The following is a 19,032-nucleotide window of genomic DNA, read 5'->3' on the forward strand; positions in this document are numbered from 1 at the left end:
TGATGTCCGGCAACCCCTGTTGTTCTCCGGGCGGAAATCGTCACGACATCGGGGCGCCCAGGGTTTGCCGGCGGCGCTGTCCGGGAAGCCCGCACCGTGACGGACATGTCAGACACCGTGGCCACCCGCCCCAGTCCGGTCGAGACGGCTTCGGTCGGCCCCGAGCTGGAGCAGGCGCTCTTCCAGGTCAAGCGGGTGATCGTCGGGCAGGACAGGTTGGTGGAGCGGCTCTTCACCGCGTTGCTGGCCGACGGGCACTGCCTGCTGGAGGGGGTGCCGGGGGTGGCGAAGACCCTGGCGGCGCAGACCCTGGCGACGGCGGTGGGTGGGAGCTTCTCCCGGATCCAGTTCACGCCGGACCTGGTGCCGTCGGACATCGTGGGTACCCGGATCTACCGGGCGTCGGCGGAGAGTTTCGATGTGGAGCTGGGGCCGGTGATGGCGAACCTGGTGTTGGCCGACGAGATCAACCGGGCGCCGGCGAAGGTGCAGTCGGCGTTGTTGGAGGCGATGGCGGAGCGGCAGGTGTCGATCGGGGGGCGGAGTTATCCGGTGCCGGTGCCGTTTCTGGTGCTGGCGACGCAGAACCCGATCGAGTCGGAGGGGGTGTATCAGCTTCCGGAGGCGCAGCGGGACCGGTTCCTGCTGAAGGTCCTGGTCGACTATCCGACGGACGTCGACGAGCTGGCCATCCTCTACCGGATGAGCGCGGAACGGCCGACCGCGCGCGCCGTGCTCGACCCGCAGCGGCTGCGCGCCCTGCAGGACCGGGCCGGCCGGGTCTTCGTGCACCACGCGCTCGCCGAGTACGTCGTACGGCTGATCCTGGCCACCCGGAATCCCGCCCGGTTCGGGGTGCCGGAGGTGGCGCCGCTGCTCGCGTACGGTGCGAGTCCCCGGGCCACCCTCGGGCTGGTCGCCGCCGCCCGCGCCCAGGCCCTGCTGCGCGGCCGGGACTACGTGCTCCCCGACGACGTGCGCGAACTCGCCTCCGACGTGATCGCCCACCGGTTGGTGCTCTCCTTCGACGCCATCGCCGACGGGGTGCCCGCCGAGTCGGTGGTACGGCGGCTCGTCGAGGCCGTCCCGCCGCCCAGGATCGCGCCGTCCCGGCAGGAACACCGGCCCGGTATGGCGGTCGCGTGAACCGGCCCGGCCGGAACGGCGGCGCCGGATCCCTCCCGGGCGGGTCCGAGCCCACGCTGCGCCAACTCGTGCCCGAGCACCGGCTGCGCCGGCTGGAACTCGCCGTCACCCGCCGGCTCGACGGGCTGCTGCACGGCCAGCACCTCGGCCTGCTGCCGGGACCGGGCAGCGAGTTCAGCGGCGCCCGGGAATACCGGCCCGGCGAGGACGAGGTACGCCGGATGGACTGGGCGGTCACCGCCCGGACCACCCTGCCACACGTCCGCGAGGTCGACGCCGACCGGGAACTCACCACCTGGCTGCTTGTCGACTCCACCCCCAGCATGGACTTCGGCACCGCCGAGCTGGAGAAGCGGGAACTGGCGGTGGCGGCGGTCGCGGCGGTCGGCTTCCTCACCGCCGGGGTCGGCAACCGGCTCGGCGCGCACCTGCTCGACGCCGTCGGGATCCGCCGGCTACCGGCCCGGACCGGCCGGGCCCACCTGCTGAACCTGCTCACCAGACTTCTCGCGGCGCCACGCGGTGACCTGCCGGTGGCCGGATCCCCGTCGCTGGCCGACGCGGTGACCACGCTGCACCGGGCAAGCTCCGGCCGAGGGCTGGCGGTCGTCGTCTCCGACTTCCTCGACGGGCTGCCGGACGGCGAGACCGGCACCCCGGCCTGGGAGCGGGCGATGCGGCGACTCGCCGTACGCCACCAGGTGCTCGCGGTCGAGGTGGTCGACCCGCGCGAACTGGAGCTGCCGGACGTCGGCCTGCTCACCGTCATCGACCCGGAGACCGGCCGGCGCCGCGAGATCTCCACATCGGACCGCCGGCTCCGGGATCGGTTCGCCGCCGCGGCGGCCGACCAGCGGGAGCTGATCCGGCGGTCGCTCCGCCGGGCCGGCGCGGCGCACCTGCCGCTGCGCACCGACCGGGACTGGGTCACCGAGATCGTCCGGCACGTACACACCCAGCGGCGGCTGGCCGGTGCGGCCCGCCCGCCCGTTCCGGCGCTACGGGGAGGAGGCGCGGCATGACGTGGCAGTCTCCGGAGCGGCTCCTGCTGCTGCTCGGCGTGCTCGGGCTGGGCGTCTGGTACGTGCTGCTCCAGCGCCGCCGCAGCCGCTACGCCGTACGCTTCACCAACCTCCGCCTGCTGGACCGGGTGGCGCCGGACCGGCCCTCCTGGCGCCGGCACGTCCCGGCCGGGCTCTTCCTGGCCATGCTGGCGCTGCTGGTCGTCGGCTTCGCCCGGCCGGAGGCGGAGGTCCGGGTTCCCCGGGAACGGGCCACCGTGATGGTCGCGGTGGACGTCTCCACCTCGATGCTCGCCACCGACGTCGAGCCGGACCGGCTGGCGGCGGCGAAGTCGGCGGCGCACCGGTTCGCCGAGACGCTCCCGGACGAGTTCAACGTCGGGCTTGTCGCCTTCGCCGGCAGCGCGGCGGTGCTGGTGCCGCCGGGCACCGACCGCGCGGTGCTGCACTCCGGGATCAGGCGGCTCGCCGAGGGCAGCACCGGCGTGCAGGGCACCGCCATCGGCGAGGCGATCGGCACCTCGCTGGAGGCGATCAGGACCTCCGACGCGCAGGCCGCGAAGAATCCACCACCGGCCAGGATCGTGCTGCTCTCCGACGGGGCGAACACCTCCGGGCGGGATCCGCTCGCGGCGGCGGACGAGGCGGTGCAGGTCGGTGTGCCGGTGCACACCATCTCGTTCGGCACCGCCTCCGGCTACGTGGCCCGGGGTGGCCGGCCGATCCGGGTGCCGGTCGACGGCCAGACCCTGCGGGCGGTCGCCGAGCAGACCAGGGGCGGCTACCACGAGGCGGGCACCAGCGACGAACTGCGCGCCGTGTACGAGGACATCGGCACCTCCGTCGGCTACCGGACGGAGCAGCAGGACGTCTCCGCCCGGTTCATCGGCATCGGCCTGCTGCTGGCCATGGCGGCGGCCGGCGGCTCGATGGCCTGGTTCTCCCGACTGCCGTAGGCGGCACTGCCCACCCGGCCCGCCGCCCGGCCGGCACCGACCTGACCCCGGAACCGCCCGATCCGACCCCGACGACGGAGTGACGAGGAGTGAGCTATGGCAACCCAGACCGGGCTCGGCGAACCGCGCGGCCCATGGTTCGTCTCGCCGGACCTCGAACCGGACGGGCGCGGGGTTCCGGGCGTACCCGGTGAGGTGCTCGCGGCCGACCGGGCGAGCCGGCGGCGGCGGGCGCTGCTCGCCGCGCTGGCGGTGGTGGCGCTCTCCATCGGCTCCGGCGGCCTCGCCGGCGGCTGGGTGGCCAGCCAGGAGACGTCCGCCGAGCGGGGCAACGCGGCGCAGGCCGCCGTGCCGGCCGACCTGGTGGCCGCCGCCGCCCAGGTCGTGCCCGGGGTGGTCTCGGTGATGGTGGCCGGGGACGGCAGGTCCGCCGGCGGTTCCGGGTTCGCCCTCGACGACCTCCAGCACATCGTCACCAACGACCACATCGTGGCCCGGGGCGGTGGCGGGGATCCCGGCGGCGCGGTGCTGGTGGAGACCTCGGACGGCCGGCAGTATCCGGCCCGGGTGGTCGGCCGCGACGCGAGCAGCGACATCGCGGTGCTCCGGGTGCCGCCGTCGGCCGGCCTGACGGCGCTGCCGCTGGCCAGGCCCGGTGCCACCCGGGTGGGCGAGCCGGTGCTCGCGGTCGGCTCGCCGCTGGGGCTCTCCGGCACGGTCACCGCCGGGATCGTCAGCGCGCTGGACCGCCAGGTGAAGCTCGGCGAGAACCGGCACAGCGCGGTACAGACCGACGCCTCGATCAACCCGGGCAACTCGGGTGGTCCACTTGTCAACGCCCGTGGCGAGGTGGTCGGGGTGAACACCGCGATCGCCACCATCGACGGCAACGGTTCGATCGGGATCGGCTTCGCCATCCCGATCGAACAGGCGCAGCAGACCGCGGACACCATCATCGGCAAGGGCGGCTGATGCCCGTACGGTTGAGGACATGGCATCCCTGACCATCCGACCCGGACTCGTCATCCCGGAGACGGAACTGCACTGGCGGTTCTCCCGGTCCAGCGGGCCGGGCGGGCAGGGCGTGAACACCACCGACTCCCGGGCCGAACTCTCCTTCGACGTGGCCCGCTCGTCGGCGCTGCCGGAGCGGCTCCGGGCCCGGGCGGTGGAGCGGCTGGCCGGGCGCCTCTCCGACGGGGTACTGACGATCTCGGCGTCGGAGCACCGCGCCCAACTGCGCAACCGGGAGGCGGCCCAGGCCCGGCTGGTCGCCCTGCTGGCCGACGCGGTCGCGCCACCCGCGCCGCCGAGGCGGGCGACCAGACCGAGCCGGGCGGCGAAGGAACGGCGCCTCTCCGCGAAGAAGCGCCGGGGACAGCTCAAACAGACGCGGCGCCGCGACCAGGAATGACCGGCGCCCGCTGCCGCCACCCCGTCAAGCCGACAGCGCGGTGAGCGCCAGGTCGACGTCGTGTTCGGTGGAGTAGAGGTGGAACGAGGCGCGTACCCGTCCGGCCCGGACCGCCGCCCGCACGCCGGCCGCCGCCAGCTTCTCCGCCGCGCCCGGCACGTCGACGGTGACGATCGCGCTCTCCCCGGGCGGCCGGCCCAGGCCGGTCAGGAACCGGTTCGCCAACCGGACGTTGTGCTCCCGGATCGCCGGCAGTCCCACCTCGGCGAGCAGCTCCATGGCCGGGGCGGCCCCGACGAAACAGAACCAGGCGGGGGAGATGTCGAACCGGCGGGCGTCGTCGGCGAGGCGTAGCGGCGGCCCGTAGTAGGAGGCGTGCGGGTCGGAGCCGGCGTACCAGTTCGCGGCCAGCGGGGTGAACCGGTCGCGGATCCGGGGGCTCAGGTAGCCGAAGGTGGCGCCGCGCGGCGCCATCAGCCACTTGTACGCGCCGACCGCCACCACGTCGGCCCGGCCCGCGTCGAACGGCAGCCAGCCGCAGCCCTGGGTGGCGTCGACCACCACCAGCGCGTCGTGCGCCCGCGCGGCGGCGAGAATGTCGTCGTACCGGGCGATGGTGCCGTCCGCCGACTGCACCAGGCTGAACGCGACGAGGTCGGTGCCGGCGTCGATCGCGTCGACGAGCCCGTCCAGCGGGACGGTCCGGACCCGCACCCCGCGCTCGGCGTGCACCAGCCAGGGGAAGAGGTTGGAGGTGAACTCCACCTCCGGCGCCAGCACGGTGGCTCGGGAGGGCAGCGCCGCCCCGACCGGGGCGAGCAGTTGGGAGACGGTAGCGCCGACGGTCACGTCCGCCACCGGCACGCCGACCAGCTCGGCGAAGGCGGCCCGGGACCGCCCGGTGGCGGAGTCCCACCCCTCCCAGGAGGTGCTCCCGGCCCGCCACTGTGCCAGGGCGTCCTGCACCGCCTCCCAGGCCGGATCCGGCGGGAGCCCGTAGCTGGCGGTGTTCAGCCACCCCGGCTCGGGCCGCCACAGGTGCTGCGCTCCGGCGAGATCCACCGGGCCAGGCTATCCGCCGGCGGCGAGGTGGCGCCTCCGGGTTTCCGTCAGCCGTCTCCGGCTGCCGCCAGCAGCCGGGCCCGCAGCGGGGCGGCCCGTTCCGCGAAGCCGCGCTGTGCGGCGGCGTACTCGGCCCGGCCCTCGGGAGTCTCCACCCGCACCGGCGGATGGCCGAGCGCGGTCAGGTCGTAGGGACTGGCCCGCATGTCCAGGGTGCGGATCTCCCGGGCCAGGGCGAACGCGTCGGCGACCAGCTCGCTCGGCACCAGCGGGGAGAGTTTGTACGCCCACCTGTAGAGGTCCATGTTGGCGTGCAGGCACCCCGGCTGCTCGTTCTCGTGCTGGGTCTCCCGGCTCGGGGTGAGCAGGTTCAGCGGCCGGGCCGGCGCGGTGAAGAAGCGGTACGCGTCGAAGTGGCTGCACCGGATGCGGTTGCCCTCCACCACCCGGGCGGTCTGCTCGGGAGAGAGGCGCAGCGGCCAGGCGTCGTGGCGTACCTCCGCCTGGGTCTGCCGGTAGACCATCGCCCACTCGTGCATCCCGAAGCAGCCGAACTGACCGGGCCGGCTCGCCGTGCGGGCCAGCAGGGTGCGGATCCACTCGACGGAGTCGCCGCGGCGGTGCCGTACCGCTGCGGTGTCGAGGGTGAGGCCGGCGGAGTCGGCGCGGTAGTCCCGGCCGAACTCGGCCGGGTCGGCGTCCCGCAGCACGACGCCCGCGCCCGGATGCCAGCGTCGCAGTTGCGCCGGGCGGTGCGAGTAGTAGGTGAAGAGGAAGTCCTCCACCGGGTGCCGCTCGCCGGTGCCGCGCCGGGCCAGGTGCGGCGCCAGCCAGGCGTCCACCCGCCGCTCGTGGGCCCGCCGCCGGGCCCGCCACCGCGCCGCGTCGAGCACGGCGGTACGGGCGGGAGCGGCGGTCACCGCTCCAGGGTACGGCGGCGGCGGGGCGGGTCAGTGCGGCACGTCCACGCTCACCCCGGCCGAGAAGACGGCGCTGCGCAGCTCGATCCGGGTCGGTGCCGCCCCGCCCGTCGCGGCGAAGACCAGCGGCGTGACCACGCGCTCACCGGCCGGGACCGGGTCGGCGAACGGGTCCCGGCCGGCGTTGGCGATCTGCGTCGCCGGCACGTCGGCCCCGACCCAGTCCCCGTTCGGCAGGTACGCCCGCTGCAGCGTGCCGTGCCACTCCTGGCTCCGGTCGGTCAGGTTGCGTACTCCGACGATCGCCTGGCAGCCGCCGGGCGCGGGCGGGCAGGTCAGCCGGTAGACGGTGAACTCGAAGGCGCTCTCCCGCAGGCTGGTGCCGACCGGCCCGGCCACGGTGCTGCCCACCCACGCCCCGCTCGACGGCTGCCGGTCGCCGTTGATCGCGCTCACCTGGCTGGAGCCGGTCCACGCGGTGAGGGCGGCGAGCGCCACGGCGAGCAGGGCAGCGGTGCCGACCGCGGCCCAGGCCGGGGGCCGGGGACGCCGTCGCGGTGGCCGATAGGTGGTGGCGGGATGCGGTGCGGGCCGGGCCCGCCCCACCACCGGGGCGAGTTCCTCGGCGCTCGGCTCCGGCGGCTCGGCTGCCTCGGCAGCCCCGGGCCCGGGGCCGGCCGGTGTGTCGGGATCCGGCGCGGGGGAGCGGGGTGGAATGGGCGCCCGGCCGACGTATCGGGCGCCGCCAGCGATGCCGACCAGGCCGTCCTCGACCGCTTCGTCGGTCCGGGCCAGCTCGACCGCTTCGTCGGTCCGGGCCAGCTCGACCGCTTCGTCGGTCCGGGCCAGCTCGACCGCTTCGTCGGTCCGGGCCAGCTCGACCGCTTCGTCGGTCCGGGCCAGCTCGACCGCTTCGTCGGTCCGGGCCAGACCGCCGTCGCGCAGCAGGCCCTCGCCCCCCTCGGGGACCTGCTCGGCCGCCGTGGCGGGAGCCGGCTCGGCCGCGCTGCCGGTCCGGGGGTGCCCGGTGGCCCGGCGTACGCTCTCGGGTGCCGGGATCTTGTTGTCGCCGCGTACCCGGGCCCGGGCACGCGCGATCGGACCTCCGGACCTGCGGACCCGCCGGGCCGCCGCGGTGGCCTGCCGCTCGGCGGCGCGCTCCTGCGCCGCACGCCGCTTCGCGGCACGCCGGGCGGCCCGCTTCTCGGTGCGTCCCGGCGGTGCCGCGTTGACCTGGTCGGCGATCCGCCGTCGCCGTCGCCGTCGCCACCAGAGGGCACCGCCACCCGCGAGAAGCAGTGCCAGTGCCGCGACGGCGGTGCCAAGCAGCGTGCCGCGTCGCCACCAGGGCGGCGCGGCCCCCGCACCGGCCTGCACCGAGTCGCCCCTCCCACGCACCCAGGTCGTGGTGGCGCAGTCGTACGGCACGGCGCCGCCCGCGACGAAGGCGCAGGCCGGAGCGGTGACGTCGGCCCCGGCCGCCGGTGGTGCGAGCGTGCTGCTCAGCAGCGCCTGGCTGCGGGCGCCCAGCTGGACCTGCCAGACCACCTCGGTGCCGACCTGGCCCGGCAGAGTGCCGGGCGGGGTGGCCGCACCGCCCTGGCTGATCATGAAGGGGGTGGCCCCGGGCGGCAGCTCCTGCCGCACGGTCGTCCGCACCATGCCGTCGGTGCCGTTGCGCACCCGGATGTCGTACCGGGGCGCCGGGTCGCCGTAGCTGGTCATCGCGACGGTGACCGGCGGGGTGGCCGCCTGGGCGAGGGCTCCGGGCGCGGTGGTGGCCAGCAGGCAACCCGCGATCACCGCCCCTGCCGCACGTAGTCGGGTCGATGCAGGCATCACGAATGTCCTCCCGCCCCGACGCTAGGCCGGTCGGGTGGCGGGCCGGTGGGGAAGGACCGAACCGCCGCCCGTGGCCGCGGCGCTGCGGTATCGTGCGCCGCGGGTGGCGCCGGCCCGCCCCGGGGTGGGGGATAGATTGGCGGCGTGCGTATCGCTCGTTTCGCTCATGCAAAGGGAATGTCGTTCGGCGTGGTCGAGGGCGACCCGGCGGCCGGCCCCGAAGGGTTGACGGTGGCCGAGGTCGAGGGCCATCCGTTCGGCGAGATCCGGTTCACCTCGGCCCGGTGGGCCCTGGCGGACGTCCGGTTGCTCTCGCCGATCCTGCCGAGCAAGGTGGTCTGTGTCGGCCGCAACTACGCCGAACACGCCGCCGAGCACGGCAACGACGTGCCGGCCGAGCCGCTGCTCTTCCTCAAGCCCTCCACCTCGGTGATCGGGCCCCGCGACGCCATCCGGCTGCCGGCCCAGTCGAAGCAGGTCGAGCACGAGGCGGAGCTGGCCGTGGTGATCGGTCCGCCCGGCGCGCGCCGGGCCGACCGGGCGACCGCTGCCCGGGCCATTTTCGGCTACACCTGTGCCAATGACGTGACAGCGCGCGACCTGCAGCGTTCGGACGGCCAGTGGACCCGGGCCAAGGGCTTCGACTCGTTCTGCCCGCTCGGCCCGTGGATCGCGACCGGGATCGACGTCGGCGACGTCGAGGTCCGCTGCGAGGTGGGCCGGGGGGCGGACGAGATGGAGGTACGCCAGCTCGGCCGGACCAGTGACATGGTCTTCGACGTTCCGACCCTGGTGTCCTATATCTCACACGTGATGACGCTGCTGCCGGGTGACGTGGTGCTGACCGGTACTCCGGCCGGGGTTAGTCCGATCGTCGACGGGGATACGGTCACCGTGCGCGTCGGCGGCATCGGCGAGCTGTCGAACCCGGTGGTGGCCCTCGACTGAGGGCCGGCGTGCGGCCGCGGCGGGCGGGTGCCGGGCCGATTTGGTCTCCACCGAGGGGTCCGGTAAAGTTCGCTTTCGGTGCGACGAGCACCGATGGGGTATGGGGTAATTGGCAGCCCGACTGATTCTGGTTCAGTTAGTCTAGGTTCGAGTCCTGGTACCCCAGCAACCGAAGCCCGCAAGGGCGCCGGTAGCTGGTCTCTGATAGAGTTCAGCGGCGTTGATCGCAAGGTCAACAACGGAAAGTCCTGGCCCCGTCGTCTAGCGGCCTAGGACGCCGCCCTCTCAAGGCGGTAGCGCCGGTTCGAATCCGGTCGGGGCTACGATCGACGGCCCGCGTCACTCCGGTGGTGCGGGCCGTTTCCCGTTCCACGGGCCGTTTCCCGTTCCACGGGCCGTTTCCCGTTCCACGGGCGCCGGGCCGGTTCCCGATGTCGAGCATCGCACACCATCCCGGGTCATGGTCGCCGAAACCCTGAGCTGGCCCTCGAAGCCCTTCGCGTGGTTGCCGGGCACGCCCGGCAACCACGGCGGCGTCCGGTGTCCCCCGGCCGGCGCCGCCGGGCACGGGGCCGGGCTACAGGCCGCTCAGGCGTTGGCCGGCCCGGACCACGGCCATCGCGTGCCGGTCGCCGGGACGGCGGCCGAGCCGCTCGATCGGCCCGGAGATGCTGACCGCGGCGATCACCCGACCGGTCCGGTCGCGGATCGGCGACGAGACGCTCGCCACCCCGACCTCGCGCTCGGCCACGCTCTGCGCCCAGCCCCGGCGGCGTACCTCGGCGAGGGTGCGGCCGGTGAACTTGCACCGGGGCAGTAGCGGCATGACCGCCTCCGGCGGCTCCCAGGCCAGCAGGATCTGCGCGGCGGAGCCGGCGGTCATCGGGAGCACCGAGCCGACCGGCACGGTGTCGCGCAGCCCGCTGGCCCGCTCGGCGGCGGCGACGCAGATCCGCTCGTCGGCCCGGCGCAGGTAGAGTTGGGCACTCTCGCCGGTCGCGTCGCGCAGCGCGGAAAGCAGTGGCTCGGCCGCGGTGAGTAGCACGTCGGGCGCCGCGTTGGCCAGCTCGCCGAGCCTGGGCCCCGGGCGCCACCGTCCCTGGGTGTCCCGGACCAGCATCCGATGGATCTCCAGGGCCTGGGCCAGGCGGTGCGCCGTGGCCCGGGGGAGCTTGGTGCGATCGACGAGTTCGGCCAGGCTGGCGCCGTCGACGCAGGCGGCCAGGATGACCACCGCCTTGTCGAGAACGCCGACACCGCTCATACTGTGTCCCACAAGCCGAAACCTACCTCCCAGAATTTAGGATGTCCAGATGGTGGGAGTCACTCCAGAGCCGTCCTCGCCGAGGACCTTGGCCGAGAAGGTCTGGGATGCTCACGTGGTGCGATCCGCTGACGGTGAGCCGGATCTGCTCTATATCGACCTGCACCTGCTGCACGAGGTGACCAGCCCGCAGGCCTTCGACGGGCTGCGGATGGCGAACCGCAAGGTCCGCCGGCCCGATCTCACACTCGCGACGGAGGACCACAACACCCCGACCGGTTACGACGACCCGTCGTTCCGGTCCCGGCGCGGTGACCTGCTCACCATCGCCGATCCGACCTCGCGGACCCAGATCGAGACGCTGCGCCGCAACTGCGCCGAGTTCGGCCTCCGGCTGCATCCGCTCGGCGACGACAACCAGGGCATCGTGCACGTGATCGGCCCCCAGCTCGGGCTGACCCAGCCGGGCCTGACGATCGTCTGCGGCGACTCGCACACCGCCACCCACGGCGCGTTCGGCGCCCTGGCCTTCGGGATCGGGACCAGCGAGGTCGAGCACGTCCTCGCCACGCAGACCCTGCCGCAGATCCGCCCGAAGACCATGGCGGTGACCGTGATCGGCGAGCTGGGCCCCGGGGTCACCGCCAAGGATCTGGTGCTGGCGCTGATCGCGCAGGTCGGCACCGGCGGCGGGCGCGGCCACATCGTCGAGTACCGGGGCGAGGCGATCAGCCGGCTCTCCATGGAGGGGCGGATGACCATCGCCAACATGTCCATCGAGTGGGGCGCCAAGGCCGGCATGATCGCGCCGGACGAGACCACCTTCGCCTACCTCAAGGACCGGCCCAACGCCCCGCAGGGCGCCGACTGGGACGCCGCCGTCGAATACTGGCGGAGCCTGCCGACCGATTCGGGTGCGACCTTCGACAGCGAGGTGGTGCTGGACGCGAGCCGGATCAGCCCGTTCGTCACCTGGGGCACCAACCCCGGGCAGGGCACCGCGCTGGACGCGGCCGTGCCGGATCCGGAGGAGTTCGTCACCGACGCCGAGCAGACCGCCGCCCGCCGGGCCCTGGAATACATGGACCTCAAGCCCGGCACCCCGCTCCGGGACGTCCCGGTGGACGTGGTCTTCGTCGGCTCGTGCACCAACGGCCGGCTGGAGGACCTGCGCGCCGCCGCCGACGTACTGCGCGGGCACCGGGTCGCCGACGGGGTACGGATGCTCGTCGTACCCGGATCGGCGGCGGTCCGCGAGGCGGCCGAGCAGGAAGGGCTGGACCAGATCTTCACCGCGGCCGGTGCCGAATGGCGGTTCGCCGGCTGCTCGATGTGTCTCGGCATGAACCCGGACACCCTGAAGCCGGGCCAGCGCGCGGCCTCGACATCCAACCGTAACTTCGAGGGCCGGCAGGGCCGGGGCGGGCGCACCCACCTGGTCTCGCCACCGGTCGCCGCCGCCACCGCCGTGGTCGGCCGGCTGGCCGCGCCGGCCGACCTGTGAAGGGGCTGACCTGAGATGGAGCTGACCTGAGATGGACAAGTTCACCGTGCACACCGGCACGGCGGTCCCGCTGCGCCGGTCCAACGTGGATACGGATCAGATCATCCCCGCCGTGTACCTCAAGCGGGTGACCCGGACGGGCTTCGCCGACGGTCTCTTCAGCGCTTGGCGGGAGGACTCCGCATTCGTACTCAACGATTCTTCATATTCCGGCGCATCGATTCTGGTTGCCGGTCCGGAGTTCGGCACGGGCTCCTCCCGGGAGCACGCTGTGTGGGCGCTGCGGGACTGGGGGTTCCGGGCCGTCATCTCTCCCCGCTTCGGTGACATCTTCCGGGGGAACGCTCTCAAGGAAGGGCTCCTTCCGGTCGAGCTTGAATTGAAGGCTGTCGAAGCCCTGTGGGAGCTGGTCGAGTCCGACCCCACCGCGCGGATCACCGTCGACCTGACCGCCCGGGAGGTCCGGGCCGGGGAGGAAACCTGGTCCTTCCCGCTCGACGACTTCAGCCGCTGGCGCCTCATCGAGGGCTTGGACGACATTGGACTGACCCTCCGGCACGAGGCCGACATCACCGCGTACGAGACCCGGCGATCCCCCTTCCGGCCCGTGGTGGCATAGGCCGAACCGCCGTCCGCACAGCCGTTTTCGCCCCCGCCGGTTCGCCCGGCGGGGGCGAATCCGTTGCGACACAATGGGTTTTTTCGAGCAGATGTTTGTGTCCCGGTGGCACAGGGCATACCGTGCGCGCAGAATGGCTCGCGTTGAGTCCAGTTGCACATTGGGAGGGAAGTCGTGAACAAGGCCGAGCTCATCGAGGCTCTCGCCGCTCGTCTGGGGGACCGGAAGACGGCGACGTCGGCGCTCGACGCGGTCCTCGCGGAGGTCCAGGCGGCGGTCACCAAGGGGGACCGGGTCGCCATCACCGGGTTCGGGGTGTTCGAAAAGCGCGTGCGCGGTGCTCGAACAGCCCGCAACCCCCGCACCGGGGAGTCGGTGAAGGTGAAGAAGACATCCGTTCCGGCCTTCCGGCCGGGCGCCGGGTTCAAGGAGATGGTGGCCAGCGGCAAGGCCCCGAAGAACACCGTGGCGGCGAAGAAGACCACCACGGGGTCGACGGCCAGGTCGACCGCCGCCAAGAAGACGACGACCAAGAAGGCCGCACCGGCGAAGAAGACCGCCACCAAGGCGGCGGCGAAGAAGACGGCTCCGGCGAAGAAGGCGACCGGCGTCAAGAAGGCCACCACGGCCAAGAAGACGGCGACGGCAAAGAAGACGGCGACGGCCAAGAAGACGACGGCAGCCAAGAGCACGTCCACCCGCGCCACGGCGACCAAGAAGGCGACCGCCAAAAAGGCTCCGGCCAAGAAGGCCGCCAGGCGCTGAGCCGGCTCTGCACCGCAGGGCGCCTCCGGCTGGTCCGGGGGCGCCCTTTCGCGTCGCCCGGCCCGCCGTCGGCTGTCCCCGGCCCGCCGTCTGCCCCGGGACAGCACTGCCCTCGCCTTCCCTGCGGGTGTTGGAGCCGCTCAGCGGCCGCCCAGCGGCGCGAACCCCCGGATCGGATGCCCGGGGTACCCTCGGCCGGTTCGGGCCCGCAGAGCCGCAGTCACGCCGCCAGGCCGCTGCCGCCGGCCAACCGGTCCGCGCCGTCCAGCCGGCTGGCGGCGACCAGCCGGTCGCCGGCAAAGGCGAGCAGCCAGCCGGTGCCCTTGCGGGCCCGGAAGCTTTCCACCGACCCGGGGCCCCGATCCGGGACCGTGGCCGGGTTCGCCAGCAGGGCCAGCGCCGGCGGGATCACCTTGCCCTGACTGCACACCACCGCGGGCGCCCCGGCCCGAGCCAGCTCCAGCAGGGCGCCGGCGGCGGCGAGCGCGTTCTCCCCGGCGTCCTGCCCCGGCCTCGGCTCGTCGTACGCGGAATCCGCCTCCACCGGCAGGTCGAGGAGTTCGGCAAGTGCCTGCAGCGTCTGTACGCAGCGCCGGGGCGTCGCCGAGAGGAGCCGGCCCGGCCGGAGCGGCGCGAGCAGTCCGGCCAGATCCCGGGCCTGTGCCCGACCGGTGGCATCCAGCGGGCGGGCGGTGTCCGGGCCGGACCAGGTGCCCCGCTTGCCGGCACGGGCGTGCCGGACGAGCCCCAGCACCACGCTCACCGGCGGCAGCGCGGCGAAGTCCTCCAGCACCCGGACGTCGTGCGGATAGCTGGCCAGCCGGGCGGCCTCGGGCAGCGGCAGCCAGCGTACGGCGTCCACCTCGGTATCCGGCTGGAAGCCGCCGCTGCCGGCCGCCCGCATCGACCAGTACTCGACCGTCTTCGGCGTGCCGTCGCGCATCAGGTAGCGCACCGGCGGCAGGCGTACCTCCGGCACCGCGCGCACGTCGGCCTCCTCGGCCACCTCGCGTACCGCGGCGGTCAGCGGATGCTCGCCGGGATCCAGTTTCCCCTTCGGTAGGGACCAGTCGTCGTAGCGGGGACGGTGCACCAGGCACACCTGCACGCCGACGGCGGAGCGGCGCCAGACCACGCCACCCGCCGCCCGGACCGGGGTCAGGCCAGCCATGCCGTCCGGCGTCTCCGGCTCGCCCGCTCCCACGCCTCGGGGAAGGCGGCGCGGGCGGTGCGGATGGCGGCGCGCTCCCGCTCCACCAGCCGGCCGGCGGTCACCGCGACCGCGTGGTCGGCCGGATTCTCCGCCGCGATCGACTGCCAGGTCTCCGCCGCGACCGCCGCGTCCTGGTGCTCGCCGAGCAGGTTCTGCACCTTCGACAGCGCCCTGGCCAGCTTCGCCGCGTCCCCGCCGAGCACACCGGCGACGGCGTCGACGGCGTACCGGGCCCGCTTGCCGTTGATCCGGACCGCGTGCCAGCGTTCGTCCGGGGCGTCCCGGCGCAGATCGGCGGCGCCGTCGACCTCGTCGTCGCCGTCGGTGAGCCGGTGCCAGGGCCGGGCGACCAGCCGCGGCAGCACCTCGGCGGCCGGCTCGTCGGCCCGGGCGGTCAGCTGGGGTGCCCGGGCGGCGTCGACAAGCGACTCCACCAGGGCGTGATAACGCGGCGAGCCCAACGCCTCGTCGACCGCGGCCAGCGCCGCGTCGTGCCGGTCGGCGAGGACCCGGTCGATCCGCTCCACCGCCTCCGCGTCGAGCGGGCTGAGCGGGTCGGCGGCGGCCGTCTCGTGCAGCCGGGCCCGCAGCACCTCGGCGTCCCGGGCCTGCCCCAGCACGCCGGCCAGCCACTTCAGCTCGTCGCGCAGCGGCGTGGCCCACGCCTTGCGGACCAGCGGCCCGAAGGTCCGCAGGTCGCTGCGGAGCCGCCGGCAGCCGACCCGCATCTGGTGTACGGCGGTGTCGTCGTCGCCGACCGGTGCCCGCAACCGGACCAGCGGGTCGTGCGCGAGGATCCGGCCGATGCCGTGCCGGATCGCGACGACCACCACGTCACCGGCGCTCGGCGGCTCGGGCAGCTCGCCGGGGGGCACCAGGTCGGGTGGGCCGTCGGCGGCCGGCCCGAGCGCCCGGACGTGCTTCGGGGTGAAACCGCCGGCCCGGGCGCCGGCGTCGGTCAGTGCCGCCTCGACCAGGTCGAGCAGGTCACCGTCGCCCTCCTTGCGCTCCACCTCGATCTCACGGAACGTCGCGCGGATCCGCTTGCCGTCCAGCACCGAGACCGCGTCGTCGGCAATCTCGGCGAGCAGCCGGTCGGCGCCGTCGCGCAGCTCGTACGCCCGGCGGACCGTCCGGACCACCGCGGCGGGCGCCAGCTCCGCGCCCCGCGAGTATGCGGTGACCAGCGCCGTCAGCTCGGCCGGCGGCGACTTCCGCCGACCGGGCCGGGAGACCTCGTGCCGCACACCGGGGCTGTCGGCCGGCAGCTTCACCGTCCAGGGCAGGTCGTCACCGCGCCGGTGCCGCAGCGACACCCCGGCCCGGGCCAGCCGTAGGTCGGCGGTGTCGAGGTAGATCGCCGTGAGCGTCACCGGGGAGAGCTCCACCACGCGTACGCCGTCCGGCAGCGCACCGGCGAGCTCGGGCAGGGTGAAGTCGGGGTCGACGTCGTACTTCCGCTCCTCCTCCAGCATCGGTCCAGCCTAGTCCGGGCGGGTCACTTGGCGGCCCCGGAGAAGCGGCGCAGCAGCGCCTCCTGGAGGTTCACCAGCGGTGCCTCCAGGCTCCCCCTCCGCCGGGTCCAGCCGCCGTCCCCGGTCAGGTCGAACGCCTCGACCTCCGGGCTCATCGCGGCGGTCAGCAGCTCGTCCAGCTCGGCCCGCGCGGTCGGGTCGGTGACCTGCACCAGCGCCTCCACCCGGCGGTCGAGGTTGCGGTGCATCAGGTCGGCGGAGCCGATCCAGAACTCGGCACCGGTCTCCGGCCCGCCGCCGTCGCCGGCGGCCGTGACCCCGCTGCCGAACCGGAACACCCGGGAGTGCTCGAGGAACCGGCCCAGGATCGAGCGCACCCGGATGTTCTCCGACAGCCCCGGCACGCCCGGCCGCAGCGTGCACATCCCGCGGATCAGCAGGTCGACGTGGACCCCGGCCCGGGAGGCCCGGTAGAGCGCGTCCACGATCGCCTCGTCGACCAGCGAGTTGACCTTGAACTGGACCAGCCCCGGCACCCCCTGCCGGGCCTGCTCGATCTCCCGCTCGATCCGCTCGATCAGCCCGCGCCGGATGCCCTGCGGCGCCACCAGCAGCCGCCGGAACGACCTCTGCCGGCTGTAGCCGGTGAGCACGTTGAACAGGTCGGTCAAATCGGCGCCGATCTCCGGGTCGGCGGTGAGCATGCCGAAGTCCTCGTAGAGCCGGGCCGTCTTCGGGTGGTAGTTGCCGGTGCCGATGTGGCAGTACCGCCGGATCTGGCCGCCCTCCTGCCGGACCACCAGCGCGGTCTTGCAGTGCGTCTTGAGCCCGACCAGCCCGTACACCACGTGGCAGCCGGCCCGCTCCAGCACCCGGGCCCAGCCGATGTTGGCCACCTCGTCGAAGCGGGCCTTGATCTCCACCAGCACCACCACCTGCTTGCCGGCGGCGGCGGCGTCGATCAGCGCGTCGACGATCGGCGAGTCGCCGCTGGTGCGGTAGAGGGTCTGCTTGATGGCGAGCACGTTGGGGTCGGCGGCGGCCTGCTCGATGAAGCGCTGCACGCTTGTGGAGAACGAGTGGTACGGGTGGTGCACCAGGATGTCGCCGTCGCGCAGGGTGGCGAAGACGCTGCGCGGCACCTCGCCCTCCGCCAGCCGGGGATGGGTGGCCGGCACGAACGGCGGGTCCTTCAGGTCGGACCGGTGGGACTCGTTGTAGACCTGCCAGAGCGCGGTCAGGTCGAGCAGTCCCGGCACCCGCAGCACGTCCTGGCTGTCCATGTCGAGTTCCCGGACCAGCAGGTCGAGCACGTGGTCGGAGACGGAGGCGGCGACCTCCAGGCGGACCGGCGGGCCGAACCGGCGGCGGGCCAGCTCGCGTTCCAGGGCCTGGAGCAGGTCCTCGTCCCGGTCCTCGTCGACCTCCACCTCGGCGTTGCGGGTCACCCGGAACAGGTGGCACTCCATCACCTGCATGCCGGAGAAGAGCTGGTCGAGGTGGGCGGCGATGAGGTCCTCCACCGGCAGGAAGCGGCTGCCGGGCGCGTCCCGCTCGACCCGGACGAACCGGGGTACGTTGTTCGGCACCTTGACCCGGGCGAAGAGCTCCGAATTGCCGTCGGAGTCCCGGACCACCACGGCCAGGTTCAGCGACCGGCTGGAGATGTACGGGAACGGGTGCGCCGGATCGACGGCGAGCGGGGTGAGCACCGGGAAGATCTGCTCCCGGAAGTACGTCCGCAGCCGCTGCCGTTCCGGGGCGGGCAACTCGTCCCAGTGCAGCACCGCGATGTCCTCGGCGGCGAGCTTCGGCATCACCTCGTCGACGAAGCAGGCCGCGTGCCGGGCCACCAACTCGGCGGCGCGCTCGGAGACCAGTTCGAGCTGGGTGGGCAGCGGCATCTGGTCGCCGCCGCGCACCGGCAGCCCGGCCGAGAGCCGGCGCTTCATCCCGGCGACCCGGACCATGTAGAACTCGTCGAGGTTGTTGGCGAAGATGGCGAGGAACTTGGCCCGTTCCAGCAGTGGGGTGTCCGGGTCCTCGGCCAGGGCCAGCACCCGGGCGTTGAAGTCGAGCCAGGAGAGCTCCCGGTTGAGGAACCGCTCCGGCGGCAGGGGGTCGGCCGGCCCGACCGGCGCGCGGGCGGCGGGCTCGGCAGGAGGTTCGGTGGCGGGCCCGGCAGGGGGTTCGGTGGCGGGCCCGGCAGGGGGTTCGGTGGCGGGCCCGGCAGGGGGTTCGGTGGCGGGCCCGGCCACCGGATCGCGCTCCGGTGCCTTCTCGCCCCGGGTCTCTGCTGTCTTCTCGACCCGTTCGCCGGGGCTGGCCGGCCGGGCAGCGCGGGAGGCACGGCCGGTCCGGGGCGTGCGACCGGGGTCGGCTCGGGCCGTCGGCGTCGAGGCTGACGTCGACCGCCGGGATCGACCCGTCTGCGATGATTCGTCTGGGACGTCCGTGGCGTCCGATACCCGATCGGGAGCCGACCGTTCGGTGGCGCGGGAGCGCTGCTGGCGTGCGGAAAGGGGGCGGCGGGACGGCGGCGTGCTCACGGTCCCATCATTGCCCGAGCCTGGTTAACGGAAAATGAACTTGACCGACCCGCTCGGGGACCCCGCTCAGGGGAAGGTCGGCAGCGTGATCCGGACCAGCGCGCCGCTGGCGTCGTGCTCCAGCCGGACCCGCTGGCCCAGCCGGAGCAGGCGCAGGCCGGAGGCGTCGAACGCGCTCGCGGGAAAGGCGACCCGGCTGCCGTCGTCGAGCAGCAGCGTGCCGGTCCGGGTGCGCGGATCGTAGTCGGCCACCGTGCCCTGCATGCCGAGCACCGTACACCGGCGACCGGCCGTACACCGCTCGCCGGCCGCCAACCGCTCTGCCGGGTCGAC

17 protein-coding genes and 2 tRNA genes are annotated in these 19,032 nt (G+C 73.8%); 11 read left to right on the forward strand and 8 right to left on the reverse strand.

The genetic code is table 11. The features are described 5' to 3' along the window. Positions 1–96: 96 nt before the first annotated feature. The 5 genes from ACN27G_RS03655 (at position 97) to arfB (ending at position 4,538) form a co-directional block, all read left to right on the forward strand. The gene (locus ACN27G_RS03655) at positions 97–1,146 is read left to right on the forward strand and encodes an AAA family ATPase (RefSeq protein ID WP_421491365.1); all 1,050 of its coding nucleotides are present in this window, start codon (positions 97–99) and stop codon (positions 1,144–1,146) included. After that, a complete protein-coding gene (locus ACN27G_RS03660) occupies positions 1,143–2,168 on the forward strand; it encodes a DUF58 domain-containing protein (RefSeq protein ID WP_421491366.1) in 1,026 nt (341 codons plus the stop codon). The genes ACN27G_RS03655 and ACN27G_RS03660 overlap by 4 nt, the downstream gene beginning before the upstream one ends. Then, the gene (locus tag ACN27G_RS03665) at positions 2,165–3,124 is read left to right on the forward strand and encodes a VWA domain-containing protein (RefSeq protein ID WP_421491367.1); all 960 of its coding nucleotides are present in this window, start codon (positions 2,165–2,167) and stop codon (positions 3,122–3,124) included. Before ACN27G_RS03660 ends, ACN27G_RS03665 begins: the two co-directional genes overlap by 4 nt. Before the next feature lie 96 nt (positions 3,125–3,220). Continuing rightward, the gene (locus tag ACN27G_RS03670; protein ID WP_421491368.1) at positions 3,221–4,096 is read left to right on the forward strand and encodes a S1C family serine protease; all 876 of its coding nucleotides are present in this window, start codon (positions 3,221–3,223) and stop codon (positions 4,094–4,096) included. Between the two features lie 19 nt (positions 4,097–4,115). After that, positions 4,116–4,538 carry an alternative ribosome rescue aminoacyl-tRNA hydrolase ArfB gene (gene arfB, locus ACN27G_RS03675; RefSeq protein WP_421491369.1) on the forward strand — a complete coding sequence of 141 codons (423 nt, stop codon included), beginning with the start codon at positions 4,116–4,118 and terminating at the stop codon, positions 4,536–4,538. A 24-nt stretch (positions 4,539–4,562) separates the two neighbouring features. On the opposite strand, the gene ACN27G_RS03680 is transcribed toward arfB, so the two are convergent. The 3 genes from ACN27G_RS03680 to ACN27G_RS03690 are packed head-to-tail and all read right to left on the reverse strand — an operon-like array spanning position 4,563 to position 8,359. Next, entirely contained in the window at positions 4,563–5,600 is a 1,038-nt protein-coding gene (locus ACN27G_RS03680; protein WP_421491370.1) for an aminotransferase class V-fold PLP-dependent enzyme, read from the reverse strand. Between the two features lie 47 nt (positions 5,601–5,647). Continuing rightward, positions 5,648–6,520 (reverse strand): 3-methyladenine DNA glycosylase, encoded by an 873-nt coding sequence (locus tag ACN27G_RS03685; protein ID WP_421491371.1) that lies wholly within the window; start codon positions 6,518–6,520, stop codon positions 5,648–5,650. Between the two features lie 30 nt (positions 6,521–6,550). Then, positions 6,551–8,359, reverse strand: a complete 1,809-nt coding sequence (locus tag ACN27G_RS03690; protein WP_421491372.1) for a hypothetical protein — start codon at positions 8,357–8,359, stop codon at positions 6,551–6,553. Between the two features lie 147 nt (positions 8,360–8,506). Between ACN27G_RS03690 and ACN27G_RS03695 the strand changes: the two genes are divergently transcribed. From ACN27G_RS03695 to ACN27G_RS03705, 3 genes are all read left to right on the forward strand, one after another. Next, entirely contained in the window at positions 8,507–9,310 is an 804-nt protein-coding gene (locus ACN27G_RS03695; protein ID WP_421491373.1) for a fumarylacetoacetate hydrolase family protein, read from the forward strand. 94 nt (positions 9,311–9,404) lie between these two features. After that, positions 9,405–9,476: transfer RNA gene (locus ACN27G_RS03700), tRNA-Gln, on the forward strand. Between the two features lie 84 nt (positions 9,477–9,560). Further along, a tRNA-Glu gene (locus ACN27G_RS03705) sits at positions 9,561–9,633 on the forward strand. Positions 9,634–9,887: 254 nt separating this feature from the next. Here ACN27G_RS03705 and ACN27G_RS03710 read toward each other — a convergent pair. Continuing rightward, on the reverse strand, positions 9,888–10,574 hold the full coding sequence (locus ACN27G_RS03710; RefSeq protein WP_421491374.1) for an IclR family transcriptional regulator: 687 nt from the start codon (positions 10,572–10,574) through the stop codon (positions 9,888–9,890). Between the two features lie 49 nt (positions 10,575–10,623). On the opposite strand from ACN27G_RS03710, the gene leuC reads away from it, so the two are divergent. The 3 genes from leuC (at position 10,624) to ACN27G_RS03725 (ending at position 13,462) form a co-directional block, all read left to right on the forward strand. Further along, on the forward strand, positions 10,624–12,078 hold the full coding sequence (gene leuC, locus ACN27G_RS03715) for a 3-isopropylmalate dehydratase large subunit (RefSeq protein WP_421491375.1): 1,455 nt from the start codon (positions 10,624–10,626) through the stop codon (positions 12,076–12,078). A 31-nt stretch (positions 12,079–12,109) separates the two neighbouring features. After that, a complete protein-coding gene (gene leuD / locus ACN27G_RS03720) occupies positions 12,110–12,697 on the forward strand; it encodes a 3-isopropylmalate dehydratase small subunit (RefSeq protein ID WP_421491376.1) in 588 nt (195 codons plus the stop codon). A 174-nt stretch (positions 12,698–12,871) separates the two neighbouring features. Then, on the forward strand, positions 12,872–13,462 hold the full coding sequence (locus tag ACN27G_RS03725; protein ID WP_421491377.1) for an HU family DNA-binding protein: 591 nt from the start codon (positions 12,872–12,874) through the stop codon (positions 13,460–13,462). 220 nt (positions 13,463–13,682) lie between these two features. On the opposite strand, the gene ACN27G_RS03730 is transcribed toward ACN27G_RS03725, so the two are convergent. From ACN27G_RS03730 to ACN27G_RS03745, 4 genes are all read right to left on the reverse strand, one after another. Then, positions 13,683–14,633: an NUDIX hydrolase gene (locus ACN27G_RS03730; RefSeq protein WP_421491378.1), complete on the reverse strand. Its 951-nt coding sequence runs from the start codon at positions 14,631–14,633 to the stop codon at positions 13,683–13,685. Beyond that, complete coding sequence (locus ACN27G_RS03735) at positions 14,621–16,150, reverse strand: CHAD domain-containing protein (protein WP_421491379.1); 1,530 nt, start codon at positions 16,148–16,150, stop codon at positions 14,621–14,623. Before ACN27G_RS03735 ends, ACN27G_RS03730 begins: the two co-directional genes overlap by 13 nt. Before the next feature lie 23 nt (positions 16,151–16,173). Next, positions 16,174–18,408, reverse strand: a complete 2,235-nt coding sequence (locus ACN27G_RS03740; protein WP_421491380.1) for an RNA degradosome polyphosphate kinase — start codon at positions 18,406–18,408, stop codon at positions 16,174–16,176. Between the two features lie 357 nt (positions 18,409–18,765). Continuing rightward, positions 18,766–18,963 carry a cold-shock protein gene (locus ACN27G_RS03745; protein ID WP_421491381.1) on the reverse strand — a complete coding sequence of 66 codons (198 nt, stop codon included), beginning with the start codon at positions 18,961–18,963 and terminating at the stop codon, positions 18,766–18,768. Positions 18,964–19,032 lie beyond the last annotated feature (69 nt).

Source organism: Plantactinospora sp. WMMB334 (genome assembly GCF_049179095.1).
GTDB lineage: Bacteria > Actinomycetota > Actinomycetes > Mycobacteriales > Micromonosporaceae > Plantactinospora.

Coding starts and splice junctions, on each gene's coding strand:
- ACN27G_RS03745 (WP_421491381.1), bottom strand. CDS start 18,963: ATGCAGGGCACGGTGGCCGACTACGATCCGCGCACCCGGACCGGCACG.
- arfB (WP_421491369.1), top strand. CDS start 4,116: ATGGCATCCCTGACCATCCGACCCGGACTCGTCATCCCGGAGACGGAA.
- ACN27G_RS03690 (WP_421491372.1), bottom strand. CDS start 8,359: ATGCCTGCATCGACCCGACTACGTGCGGCAGGGGCGGTGATCGCGGGT.
- leuC (WP_421491375.1), top strand. CDS start 10,624: ATGGTGGGAGTCACTCCAGAGCCGTCCTCGCCGAGGACCTTGGCCGAG.
- ACN27G_RS03665 (WP_421491367.1), top strand. CDS start 2,165: ATGACGTGGCAGTCTCCGGAGCGGCTCCTGCTGCTGCTCGGCGTGCTC.
- ACN27G_RS03735 (WP_421491379.1), bottom strand. CDS start 16,150: ATGCTGGAGGAGGAGCGGAAGTACGACGTCGACCCCGACTTCACCCTG.
- ACN27G_RS03670 (WP_421491368.1), top strand. CDS start 3,221: ATGGCAACCCAGACCGGGCTCGGCGAACCGCGCGGCCCATGGTTCGTC.
- leuD (WP_421491376.1), top strand. CDS start 12,110: ATGGACAAGTTCACCGTGCACACCGGCACGGCGGTCCCGCTGCGCCGG.
- ACN27G_RS03730 (WP_421491378.1), bottom strand. CDS start 14,633: ATGGCTGGCCTGACCCCGGTCCGGGCGGCGGGTGGCGTGGTCTGGCGC.
- ACN27G_RS03710 (WP_421491374.1), bottom strand. CDS start 10,574: ATGAGCGGTGTCGGCGTTCTCGACAAGGCGGTGGTCATCCTGGCCGCC.